This window comes from Romboutsia sp. 1001216sp1 (assembly GCF_039841805.1).
Lineage (GTDB): Bacteria > Bacillota > Clostridia > Peptostreptococcales > Peptostreptococcaceae > Romboutsia_C > Romboutsia_C hominis.
Genome location: NZ_JBDPHA010000013.1, coordinates 38,799 through 51,191 on the forward strand (window position 1 = coordinate 38,799; position 12,393 = coordinate 51,191).

At 28.0% G+C, this 12,393-nt stretch carries 12 protein-coding genes; all 12 read right to left on the minus strand.

The features are described 5' to 3' along the window. Nucleotides 1-72 precede the first annotated feature (72 nt). On the minus strand, nt 73-1,419 hold the full coding sequence (locus ABHC41_RS11850) for an amino acid permease (RefSeq protein ID WP_166506248.1): 1,347 nt from the start codon (nt 1,417-1,419) through the stop codon (nt 73-75). A 436-nt stretch (nt 1,420-1,855) separates the two neighbouring features. Beyond that, a complete protein-coding gene (locus tag ABHC41_RS11855) occupies nt 1,856-2,026 on the minus strand; it encodes a pyridoxamine 5'-phosphate oxidase family protein (RefSeq protein ID WP_330638711.1) in 171 nt (56 codons plus the stop codon). A gap of 172 nt (nt 2,027-2,198) precedes the next feature. Then, nucleotides 2,199-2,543 (minus strand): PqqD family protein, encoded by a 345-nt coding sequence (locus ABHC41_RS11860; RefSeq protein ID WP_271892887.1) that lies wholly within the window; start codon nt 2,541-2,543, stop codon nt 2,199-2,201. Further along, on the minus strand, nt 2,533-4,464 hold the full coding sequence (locus ABHC41_RS11865; RefSeq protein WP_092925965.1) for an oligopeptide transporter, OPT family: 1,932 nt from the start codon (nt 4,462-4,464) through the stop codon (nt 2,533-2,535). Before ABHC41_RS11865 ends, ABHC41_RS11860 begins: the two co-directional genes overlap by 11 nt. A 472-nt stretch (nt 4,465-4,936) precedes the next feature. Then, entirely contained in the window at nt 4,937-5,674 is a 738-nt protein-coding gene (locus tag ABHC41_RS11870) for a DUF4184 family protein (protein WP_271892885.1), read from the minus strand. Nucleotides 5,675-5,890: 216 nt separating this feature from the next. Then, nucleotides 5,891-6,439 (minus strand): BMC domain-containing protein, encoded by a 549-nt coding sequence (locus ABHC41_RS11875; protein ID WP_092925969.1) that lies wholly within the window; start codon nt 6,437-6,439, stop codon nt 5,891-5,893. A gap of 106 nt (nt 6,440-6,545) precedes the next feature. Next, a complete protein-coding gene (locus ABHC41_RS11880) occupies nt 6,546-7,466 on the minus strand; it encodes a hypothetical protein (protein WP_271892883.1) in 921 nt (306 codons plus the stop codon). A 21-nt stretch (nt 7,467-7,487) separates the two neighbouring features. Beyond that, nucleotides 7,488-8,813, minus strand: coding sequence for a 4Fe-4S dicluster domain-containing protein (locus tag ABHC41_RS11885; RefSeq protein ID WP_271892881.1), 1,326 nt, complete (start codon nt 8,811-8,813; stop codon nt 7,488-7,490). 11 nt (nt 8,814-8,824) lie between these two features. Continuing rightward, the gene (locus ABHC41_RS11890; RefSeq protein ID WP_330678008.1) at nt 8,825-10,219 is read right to left on the minus strand and encodes an aldehyde dehydrogenase family protein; all 1,395 of its coding nucleotides are present in this window, start codon (nt 10,217-10,219) and stop codon (nt 8,825-8,827) included. Nucleotides 10,220-10,243: 24 nt separating this feature from the next. After that, nucleotides 10,244-11,251 (minus strand): cob(I)yrinic acid a,c-diamide adenosyltransferase, encoded by a 1,008-nt coding sequence (locus ABHC41_RS11895; RefSeq protein WP_271892879.1) that lies wholly within the window; start codon nt 11,249-11,251, stop codon nt 10,244-10,246. A 10-nt stretch (nt 11,252-11,261) separates the two neighbouring features. Next, nucleotides 11,262-11,528: a EutN/CcmL family microcompartment protein gene (locus tag ABHC41_RS11900; protein ID WP_092925979.1), complete on the minus strand. Its 267-nt coding sequence runs from the start codon at nt 11,526-11,528 to the stop codon at nt 11,262-11,264. A gap of 15 nt (nt 11,529-11,543) precedes the next feature. Beyond that, nucleotides 11,544-12,389: a flavoprotein gene (locus tag ABHC41_RS11905; RefSeq protein WP_271892877.1), complete on the minus strand. Its 846-nt coding sequence runs from the start codon at nt 12,387-12,389 to the stop codon at nt 11,544-11,546. Nucleotides 12,390-12,393 lie beyond the last annotated feature (4 nt).

The following is a 12,393-nucleotide window of genomic DNA, read 5'->3' on the forward strand; positions in this document are numbered from 1 at the left end:
CTAAAGTTCTATTTTTTTACTTTGTGTATTTTAAGTTTTCTATTATTTTTGTGTGTTTTTATTCGTAATTTATTATGCTACCCTTTTTATATCTTTTTCCTTTTGATTCTTCTTCATCATATAATTATATATAGGCAAACCTATAAGAGTTACTACAACTCCTCCTAATGACATCATTGTATTTTTAGGTCCTGCAAATAATAATTGGTTTATTACTACAAATAATCCACCAGCTATTGCTATTAAAGGTATTACCGGATAAAATGGAACTTTATATGGTCTATGTAAGTTTGGCATAGTTTTTCTCATTTTTATAACTCCTACAAACGTTAACACATAAAATGACCAGATAGCAAACATTGATAAGTCACTTAGTAAGTTAAATTGTCCAGATAATGCATAAAGCGCTGATAAAGAAGCCATCACCATAGTTGCATTTGCTGGTACATCATATTTATTTAATTTACCTAAAAATTCAGGTAATGTTTTTTGTTGTCCTAATGTGTATATTATTCTAGGTCCTGTAAGTAGATATCCATTTATACATCCAAATACAGATATTAATATACCCATAGTTATTATTTTACCACCAATAGGTCCAAATATTTCTGTTGCAACAGCAGATGCTGGTGATGCATATTTAGCTAATTCACTTGCTGGAAGTACCCAAAGATACGCTAAGTTTATTACTACATAAACCGCCATAACTAAAGATAATCCACCTATTATTGCCTTTGGTAAATCTTTTCCCGGATCTTTCATTTCCCCCGCTAAAGTACCGACATTTATCCATCCATCATAAGCAAATAATATAGCAACTAATAATTGTCCTATTACACTAGTTGCACTTATTCCCTCTCCTACTAATGGAGTAGTTATTGAATTATTCCCTGATCCACTTATAAATCCAAATACCATTATAAGTACTAAAGGTATTAATTTACACACTGTAGATATTGTTTGTATTGCTCCACTAGTTTTAGAACCTAATGTATTAAGTCCACCAACTAATAATATTACCCCAACTGTCATAGGTATTACTAAATTTTCATTTCCAAGGAGTATCGCTGATTGTTGCCCAAACATAACTGATATTGCAGCTATTGTTGCTGGGAAAAATAATACTGATTGCATCCATCCTGTTAAAAATCCTAATTTTTCACCATATATTTCTTCTATATATACCATCATACCGCCTGTTTTTGGTATAGCAGCTGAAACCTCTGCTGCAGTAAGACCTGCTGTTATTGTCATGATACCTGCTATTACCCAAGCTATCATTCCAAGTCCTGGCTCTCCACCAGTTAATTCATACACTGCTTGAGGCTTAAAAAATACTCCCCCACCTATAACCATACCAACTACTGTTGATAAAGCTGCAGCTGCCCCAAGATTTTTTTGAAGTTGCTTATCTTGCATATTCATATTCCTTTCTTCACCAAGTTTTGTCATAAGTTGTCGCATTTATAATTATAATATAAGTATAATTTTTTTCAATACAAAAATTTTTAATTTTAAAAAGTTTCAATTTCTAACTTTTTAAAATTCAAACTATCATTTTTCCTCAATTTGATTCATTATTTTCTCAAAAAAAATCCACCTAATTTTATAGGTAGATTTTCTAATAATTTTATTTTCCTGTTATATGTTCTATTGTAATTCTTATTACATTAGTGACATTTTTTCATTTAAAATATATTCTATTTCTTCTTTAAAAAAGTCTTTGCTATACTTTTCTATTAATTTTATAAGTGCCCTTCTCCTTCCTTACCATCTACTTTACATGCTATACCAAATCCTATTACTCTTTCATAATTTGTAGAAAATTTACTTGGCAAAATATTTGTATATCCCACTACACTAAAATATACTTTTCATTGATTTTTATATTTTCTATCTTATGACCACTCTTAGCACTATGTAAATATATAAAATTATTATGATAAATATATCTTAAATGAAGACTATATGGATACCCATTCTCACTTATAATTGCTAGTGTCATATACTCCCCTTTGTCTAGTATTTTTTATTCGATCTACATCTAATTTTCTTTTTGTTTTCTCATTGATTTAAACAGCTTTTCCTCCATGTATATTTACTATTATTTTTATAAATTTTAGCATACCTTAGCCTTAGTAGTAAAAATTTCAATAAAAATAGGATATCTAAAAGATATCCTATTTTTATTGAAATTTTTAATTATTAATTTTTTCAATGTAATTACAGTTTGCATCTATATGATTTAAAAAAATAAGTAATCTTTCATATAGAGGATGTGATTTTTCTCCATACTTTAATTCTAGCTCTTTACCAATTTCTTTTACAGTTTTTTTCCCGTCAATATTAGAAAATACAAAGCTGCCATATTCATCTAGTTCAGTCTTTTTATACATTGGAATTTTAAACTTTAATTTTCTAAAAAACTGTTGAATTTTATGATCTTGTTTTTCAAGTATCGTTACAACACCTTCATTTACTTCATAATCTATTTTATCATTTATTTTAAATACAATTTTTAAAATATCTTCATTAGTTTTCATTGTTTTTTACCTTAGAGCTTACAATTGGCCATGTAGTAAGTACAACTAATACTAAAAGAAGTATAATAGCCATCATATTTGAAGCTGCAAACCCACTAGGACCAGCACCTTTTATAACACCTGTTACTTGTAATATTATACCTACTAATCCTATTATAGAACCACCAGCAACAAGCCCTGATGATAAACTTATACCATTAGCAACTTTGACCTCTTTTTCTTTATCACTTCTTGAAGTTTTTTCAACAAATACACGTATTAAAGCTCCTACTAATATTATAGAAGTTGTTGCAATTGGTAAGTAAAATCCTATAGCAACTGTCATTATAGGTAGATTTAAGAAGTATAAAACTATAGCCATAACTACACCAACTATTACCATAACCCAAGGTAATTGACCAGACATAATTCCTGATGTTAATGTTGATATTAAGTTAGCTTGAGGTAATGCAAATGGAGGATTATCTCCTGTTACTACTAATTGATTTGCAAGTAGTAATGTAGTTCCTACAACTACTATTACACCTACTATACCAGCTATTGCAAAATATTTTTGCATTTCATTTTTGCTACCACCTATTATATAAGTTACCTTTTGAGATTGGCTATATCCTCCAGCTATAGATATAGAAACAACTATAAATGTACCAAATAATAATAGTGATTTATTATCTGCTAAATCAGTCCATCCCATTATAACAAATACTAATGTCGCTATAACTAAAGATGCTATTGTCATACCAGATACAGGAAGATTTGATGTACCTATAGTCCCTGTTAAACGTCCAGCAACTATAACAAATAATCCTGCTAATAATAAAGATACTACTACACCAATAATTGTCATTACTATACCATTTGATATAAAGAATGCTCCTACAACTGCTGCTACAATTCCGCCTAATAGTATAATACTTTGTAATGCGCTACCATCTTCACCGTCAACAGATGTTGATGATTTTGCTTTCATAGTTTCTTTTACAGATGCTATTATAGTTGGTATTAATTTAACTGCACCTATTATACCTCCACAAAGCATCATACCAGCCCCTATGTATTTTACATAGTTACCAGCTATATCATTTACACCCATTTGGTTTATCGCCATTGTAGGATCATTCCATACCTTAGCACCTTCTCTTGCCATATCAGTAAAGTATCCTATTAGAGGCATAATACCAAAATGAGATAATAAAGAACCTGCAAACATTGTAAGTGCAACTTCAAGTCCTACTATAAATCCTATCCCTAAAAGAAGAGGATTAACTTCTACTTCAAATTTACATTTATAAAACTTATTTCCAATAAAGCTTATAACATTATTGGCTACGTTTAAAAATGAACCTGTTAATACAGTTATAAGTCCACTTATACCAAATCCCATACCCATATACTTCATTGAATCTCCACCAGCATCTGAAGCAACTAATGTTTCAGATATAGCCATTGATTCTGGGTACATAAGCTTACCATGTTCTTCAATTATTAAATAATTGTACACAAGTGATGCAATTCCAATACCAAATAAAACTCCACCTACTCCAACTATAAATCCTTCTAAAAATGTAACTTGACTACCTATTAATAAAATAGCAGGTAATACGAAAATCATACCACTTGCAACTGATTCACCACCACTTGCCATACCTTGTACAATATTTTTACCAAGAATACCTTTTCCTTTTGCGAATGCTGCTATAAACGCTGAACCTATAATAGAACCTGGAATACCTGCGGCAACTGTAAGACCAGCTTTCATTCCTGAATATGCTGTTGATGCTGCAAATATTACGGCTAAAATAATACCTATTATCAGTACTGCCATATTTGCACCAGTCTTCGATTTGTCTGTTATGTAAGGAACATAGTCTTTACCTGATACTCCTCCATAAGCACCTTTAGATAATTTTTTATTATCCATTGAGATTCACCTTCCCTTTATTTAATTTTCTTTATTATATCATACTATTTCGAATTCTAACTTTTTTACGCAATTTTAATTTAATTATGAACATTTATAATTTTTACTATATTTTACCTATTAAGTATTTTGTATAACAGCTCTCTTAAGTTAGATATTATTATATGGTTATTTTGCACTATTTTTCAATATATATTAGTCTATATTATTAATTTAAATATAAACTATATTATTTACCATATATCAACTTTATTTTAACAATTTACATATACGCAATGATTAGATTAAAAGCATATAGATATGAACTGTGTTTTTTCCCATCATAGTCTTTGATATTATTAGAATATATAAAGAGCTTGGTAGGTAAGTTATAACGATTAGTTCTAATTTTCATAAAGAGAGGATTTTTGTATATTTTTTGGTATAGTGCATAAATATCTATGCACTATATTTTTCTATTTATAAAAATTTATTAAATTTTATTTTTGTCTAATAGAAAGCCAGTTATTGAATAAGATATAAATAAGGAATTGATAAATGTTACAACCAATCTACCAATACCTATAAAAGCACCTGTTTTAACAAAAATAAATATGGAAACAATCATAGTAATTATGAATACTAATACAAGACTTAAGTATATCTTAAATTTGTTTATCTTAAGATAAAAAATATTTTTACCTTTAATAGTATAAAGATATATATATATAAATATAACTAAAAAGCCTATCATTGTACTACCATGTTGGATTATTTTATAAATTGGAATAGACATATTAAATATATTAATGCTATCTCTTAAAAAAGCTATATTGTTAACAAAAAATCCACTAATATGAGTAAAACTATCCCAAAGTACATGAGTTATCATACCTATTAAACATGATATTACAAACTTTAATATTTCTTTTTTATTAGATAATGTGTTTTTTAATTTAGTAAGGTGTATATATTTATTTGATATAAAATTAGGCATACTTAATATAAGTGCTTTTTGTGTATATTTGTAAAATACATAATTTATTAAAAAGCACATTGGAAGATTAAAAAAGAAAAATCCTAAAAATTCATGACCTATATTGCTACTTGGACTAAATAGTACAAAGTATATAAAATCAGGTGCCATAGATCCTAGTATTAATCCACTAAAATTAAAGTACTTATTTTTAAATGGAATTACTATAGCAGGATGAGAAAATGTAAATGGCATATTATAAATTCCTTTCTAATATTAATTAAAAAAATATTATATCATAAATTAATATTAGAAATACATATAGTTATTTTTTTATATATTTTATTATATCTATAAAAATTCTAGGTAATAAAAGATATATTATTTTAATATGTTTCTATAATTCACTTAATAATACAAAAAAATCTAACCTATAAAATCAAGTTAGACTTTTTGTTAATTATTTTTACTCTACATTAATTTATTTATTAAATCTCTATGTGGAGATGCTATAGAAGATGTACTTGTTATCTCCCCACTTTCTTGTAATTCATTTGTACAAGATTTTATAGCAGAATTTATAGATGCTATATCTCCACACATTACTATAAATCCCTTTCCACCAAGGCCTCTTGCAAGTCTTATTTCTATTAATTCAATATTAGATGATTTAAGAGCTATATCTCCAGCTTTTATAGCTGTTAGTGCTGATATTGTTTCTATACATCCAATAGATTTAATATTTACTGGTTCTATAGTACCTGTTAAGGCTGGTATTACATCTTCATGTATATTATTTATCACATGACTTTCAATTAAAAATATTCCTGCTTTATCTTTACCTGCTTTTATAGCATTTTCTACTGAACCTACGTTCCCACTCACTATTATCACATATTTTCCCGGACAAATTGGATTAGCTAATATTAATTCTACATTTGCTGTTTTTAGCATTGTATCTGCAACTTCTATCCCTATGGGAATACTTTTTAATTCCACAAGTCCAATTGATTTTTTCATATTGTGTCCCCCTAATTCTTATCATGTTTGCTAATATGTTTTATCTAAATTATATTTATCTATAATTCAAATATGTAAAATTTTAAAAATTATTGTTTAGTTTTAATTAAAATATGAAGTTTATTATAAATGTACATATAAATATTGAGAATGCCGGTGGATCTATATGAGAGTCACAATTACTATTAAGTGTATTAGCTCCGAAATCTCCAATTAAGCAACTTATAATTCCAAACAATACTCCAAATATGGGATTTCCTGAAACAACAGCTGCAAGTGCTGATATTAATGTTATATGATGTGTTGCTGGTGTAGCCGAGCCTGTTTGTGTAAATATTAAAGAAAGTGCACTTATTCCAAAACATAGTGTTGGGAATAATGATATTACCTTTGGAGCTACTTCAAAGGTATTGGAAAGTGATGCTGCCACATAAGAAACTACTATTCCTAATGATGCACCTAATACTATATTATATCCAAGCATTTTTCCGGTAGATAAGTATTTTCTTTTTTTATTTTTATCATATTTACCAAATAGTCCACTATTTCCAAGAGTTAGCCTTGCTATTACACCCAGTGTAAAAACTGTCATACCTGGAGTATCTGTTGGAAGTACTAGAACTGATGCATATAAATAATTTATTAAAAAACCTAATATCCCAAATATCCCACCAACTAACAAAACTTTATAGTCTCCTGTTAGGTTTAAGGATAAACCTATTGATGTTCCACTTTCTACTTCATCACTACCTAAGATTTTTTCTCCAGTTGATGTTACTTTAGATGTACTTGTGCTTCTTTTGTTTGCTGCATATGCTGCTGCTGCAACCCCACCTGCAAATGCTATATGAGGTCCCAAAAAAGAACCAAAAGCTACATTTCCAACAACTAAATCTGATCCACCTGCCATCCCTATAGCTGCACCTGCTATCGCTATCACACCTGTAAGTATAAATGCTGGTAATGCTCCTATTAAAGCTCCAAATGCTCCTCCTCCAAAAGCTGCTACCATTGCAAATATATCCATGTTACTCCTCCTAATAAAAATTTAGCTTTCTATTAATACATACTTATCATTTACTTCTTTTACTAATCCTTCTATACTTGAATGAATTGATGTTCCTAATTTATCTTCTTTTGTAAATGCAATTAGCTGTCCTTTAAGAACTTTATCTCCTTTTTTTACAATAGGTGTTGCACTTATTCCTATATGCTGATTTAAAAGTATTTTTACCTTTGTAAAATTCTTATAAATATTTGTTATTTCTGCGTTTTTATCATACTTCGAAAGATCTAACTTAGATATTAATTTACTTACTGGATATCTTTTATATTCTCTAAATGGATGTACATCTATTGGTGTATTGTTATTATCGTTTTTTATATTTTTTGCTGACATTTGTTTTTTTAGATTTGAATGTAATTTCCAAGGTTGTAAATTCATAATACAAGCATATTCACATAACCTACATTCACAGCATAAAAATGCTGTTGTTAAACTAGATTTGGTATAGCAAATACTTGAATAACTTGCTATTCTTATTAGTTTATGTGGATTTATATTATGACCCAATAAATTTCTAGGGCATATTTCACTACATAAACTACAATGCATACAAGAAGTTTTAGCTTCTTTTAATGTTTGAGATATATTTTTATTTATAGATTTAACTAGACTATGTTCTTTAGGTAATACTATAAGACCTTTAGTTGTTTTTGTAATTACATCATCTAATGAAACTATTTTCCCCATCATAGGTCCACCATTTATAACAACAAATTCATCTAAATTACTCCCTCCTGCTAAATCTATAACTTCTTTTATGGATATACCTATAGGAACATTAACTGTTATTTTTTCTTTAACATCTCCAGTTACAGTTACATATTTATTAGTAACTTTTAAATAATTGTAATAAGCTTCATATATATTTAATAAAGTCTCTACGTTTAATACTACAGCTCCTACACTAAGTGGAATTGAACCTTCTGGTATTATTTTTTTAATAGTTTCATACACTAATACCTGTTCATCTCCTGCTGGATAAAAATTAGGCATTTTATGCATTTTTATATTTTCATACTCATTAATTATAGTTTCTATATTTTCTATGGCTTTTTTATACTTAGATTTTAATCCAATTATTGCAACTTTAGCGCCAATATATTTTTTAACTAAATCTATAGCGTCTAAAAGTTTTCTAGATTCTTTAGCCATCAGTTGTTGATCTACTCTTAAAAGAGGTTCGCATTCAGCTCCATTTATAATTAAATAATCTGCCTTTGTATTTAATTTTACATGAGTTGGAAATCCAGCTCCACCAGCACCTACTATACCAGCTTCTTTAATAATGCTTATTAAATCTTTTTCCATAATCTCACCTCTTATCTGATATCAAAGCCATCTACAAGTACACATCTTCTTTTTCTAGCAAAGGTTTTAGCGCTTGTTAAACCTTCTCCTGTTGGACCAGCTATTGTAAATGTTGTATATCCTTCTCCACCTACACCTATACCAGAATATGATGGTCCATTTTTAACAAATATAGTAGTTTGAATTAATTTAGCCATTTTACTTAGTTTATCAATATTTTTAGAATGCATTATAGCTGTATGTCTATTTCCATGTTCGACTTCTACGGAAAGTTCTATAGCTTCGTCAACATCTTTGACTCTAACTATCGGAAGTATTGGCATCATTAACTCTTCTATAACAAATGGGTGATTTTTATCTGTTTCCATTATTATTACTTTTATATCATCCTCAACTTGTATTCCTATTTTATCTAATAAATATCTTGCACTTTTTCCAACACATTCAGTATTTAATTTCAAATCCTTAGATAAGACTAAGTTTTGTAATTTATTTAAGGTTTCCTTATCTTTTATTTCATATGCCCCATTTTTTTTCATGTTGAATATTAAATAGTCAGTAATTTCATCTACTGCTATAACTTCTTTTTCTGCTATACATGGAAGATTATTATCAAAGCTACATCCATTAACTATATCTTTTGCAGCTTTTTCTATATCTGCAGTTTCATCAACTACTGCTGGTGGATTTCCAGCCCCTGCTCCTATGGCTTTTTTTCCAGTAGATAATACTGATTTAACAACACCTGGCCCTCCAGTTGCCACTAGCAATTTAACTTTTTCATGGTTCATCATTATATTTGCATTTTCTATTGTAGGATTTTTTACTGTTCCCACTAAATTATCTGGGGCTTTAGCTTCTTTTAATGCTTTATTTATAAGCTTTATAGTAAATAAAGATACTTCTTTAGCCCTTGGGTGAGGACTAAAAACTATTGAATTTCCTGCTGCTAACATTCCTATAGTATTACAAAGAATAGTTTCCGTTGGGTTTGTTGTAGGTGTTATAGACCCTATTACTCCATATGGAGAAAGTTCTACTAAAGTAAGACCATTATCACCTGTATATGCGTCTGTTTTTAAATCTTCTACACCTGGTGTTTTCTCTAGTACTAATCTATTTTTTAAAAGTTTATGACTATAATTTCCCATACCAGTTTCTTCAACTGTCATTTTGCATATTTTTTTTAAATTTTCTTCTTTATAAAATTCATTTTTTATAGCTTTTATGTATTTATCTCTATCACTTAGGCTATGCTTTAAATACTTTCTTTGAGCTATGAATGATGCTTCTATAGCATCGTTCATATTTTCAAATATTCCATACTCACACTCTTTTAAAGAATTTACATTATTTAATTCACTCATAACCTTTTTTACTATTTCCTCAACATTTAACGCACTCACTATTATCCCCCCATTACATTTTGCTTAATTACTTTTAATTTTCATCATTTGTATTGAGTATAAAGCTATCTCCATATCTTCTTCTACACTTCCACCACTTATCCCTATGGCTCCAACTATTTTTTCATTATTATATATTGGATATCCTCCACCAAATACAACTATTTTATTGTCATTAGTATTTTGAATACCATAAAGTGCTTCTCCGCTTTTGCAAAGCTTACCTAGTTTATGAGTTGGCATTTTTAGGGCATTCGCAGTATATGCTTTGTTCATACTTATATTTATACTACCAAGTAATGAATCTTCCATTCTATGAAGTAATATAAGATTACCTCCACTATCTACTGCAGAAAAAACTATAGGAACATTTAATTCTTTTGCTTTTTTTTGGGCATAACTAGCCATTTTTATTATATTTTCTAAGTTAAATTCTATATTCTCTTCACTTTCTTTTTCTACATTATCCATTTTTTTCAACTTATCTATAACCTTATTTTTAATATCATCTATCTTACAATAAGTTTCTTCTAACCTTGCTAAGGCATATAAGGTATCTGATAATCTATTTACATATTTTAATAATTCATCTCTAATATTGCCATTTTCTTTTAATGTAACTATATTTCTTTCTGCTCTTCTTATTATAGTTCTTGCAACATGAATAAATGCTGAAGATTCATTTTTTCCAGGTATTATAAAACTTTTTTGTCTTCCATTTAATTTACTACACTCATCTACTATATGTTCTAATTCTTTTATATCTTCTTCATTGACTGTATATGATAACATAGACAATCCTTTTTCATCACTAGCAAGTTCAGCACCTACTATAAATAATTTTCTTTGTATTTCATTTAAATAATTTTTTATATTTGCATTTTTACTTTGAGAGTACGCAACTCCAAGCATTGATATAGCCTCATCTATTGTTCCATAGCATTCTACTTTATAGTCATTTTTTGATACTCTTTTACCACCAAACAGACTAGTACTTCCTTTATCACCTGTTTTTGTATATAAATTAGCCATATTATATCACCTAATTATTAACTTCTATACTATCTACGATTCCAACTATTGCACAGTCTATAGGAGAATCAGATGAAAATATCTTTCTTGCAGAGCTCCCTGTTGCGACAATTACAGTCTCTCCAACTCCAGCGCCTACTGAATCTACTACGACATGTGTATTTCCAACCACTTCTAATTTTTCATTAAGTTGTTTTACAAGTAGAAGTTTTGTTCCTATTAATCCTTCATTTTTAGTGGTTGATACTACTGTTCCTACTACACTTCCTAGATACATACTTTTCACCTAGCTTTATATTTTTAATATATTTATATTGTATTTTAATGCTTCATCTTTTGCTGATGGCGTGATTATAGCGTTTTGATTTATTTTTATTACTTTATAATTTTTTAGATTATATACATCTATTTTACTTATTATTTTCTTATTTAAGAGTATTTCTTTGCCTTCTATATTTTGTTTATTGCTTATATAATCACTTTTATGTTTATTTAGATTGTTAATATTTAATCTAAAGTTATCGTTATATACTTTTATAACTTTTTTTTCTAAATTTACTGATTTAGCTAATATAATATTGTAATCCTTTAATTTTTTTATATTATTTCTAAGTAAATATTTATATGAATTACTCATATTATCTTTAAATATAGATATTCTTTCTTTGTTATCTGGACAACATCCATTAATACTTGCTATTACTTTTTTACCACTAATTAAAGAGTAGTTTATTATATTAGTAGATATATTATCACTTATTCCATTTGCAATTTTACTGCAGGTATTAACTGTTAATGTAGGTATTATTATAATAGTATTTTCTTTTACTAGGCTTATTATATCTTCATTATCATCTTCTTTTATAACTTTTTCGACTTTAAAAAATTCTTTTATTAAATTTTCATTGAATACATTTAAAGCTCCATTTGATAATACTATTGTTAATTTAAATCCATTACCTTGAAGTTTTTTAATACATTTAAATGCCTCCTCAAATCCAATACTAGCACCAGTAAATACTACTAACAATTTTTTATTGTAGTTATCTAACTTTTCAAATACTTTTTCTACTATATAATCTATAAATACTTTTTCTACGCTTTCATTAATTATATTTTCAAGATTTTTAAAATCCAATTTA

Excerpts from the sequence above, each read along its gene's own strand:
- ABHC41_RS11850 (WP_166506248.1), bottom strand. The coding sequence starts at position 1,419 with ATGCAAGATAAGCAACTTCAAAAAAATCTTGGGGCAGCTGCAGCTTTA.
- ABHC41_RS11860 (WP_271892887.1), bottom strand. The coding sequence starts at position 2,543 with ATGAAAACTAATGAAGATATTTTAAAAATTGTATTTAAAATAAATGAT.
- ABHC41_RS11865 (WP_092925965.1), bottom strand. The coding sequence starts at position 4,464 with ATGGATAATAAAAAATTATCTAAAGGTGCTTATGGAGGAGTATCAGGT.
- ABHC41_RS11870 (WP_271892885.1), bottom strand. The coding sequence starts at position 5,674 with ATGCCATTTACATTTTCTCATCCTGCTATAGTAATTCCATTTAAAAAT.
- ABHC41_RS11875 (WP_092925969.1), bottom strand. The coding sequence starts at position 6,439 with ATGAAAAAATCAATTGGACTTGTGGAATTAAAAAGTATTCCCATAGGG.
- ABHC41_RS11880 (WP_271892883.1), bottom strand. The coding sequence starts at position 7,466 with ATGGATATATTTGCAATGGTAGCAGCTTTTGGAGGAGGAGCATTTGGA.
- ABHC41_RS11885 (WP_271892881.1), bottom strand. The coding sequence starts at position 8,813 with ATGGAAAAAGATTTAATAAGCATTATTAAAGAAGCTGGTATAGTAGGT.
- ABHC41_RS11895 (WP_271892879.1), bottom strand. The coding sequence starts at position 11,251 with ATGGCTAATTTATATACAAAAACAGGTGATAAAGGAAGTACTAGTCTG.
- ABHC41_RS11900 (WP_092925979.1), bottom strand. The coding sequence starts at position 11,528 with ATGTATCTAGGAAGTGTAGTAGGAACAGTAGTATCAACCACTAAAAAT.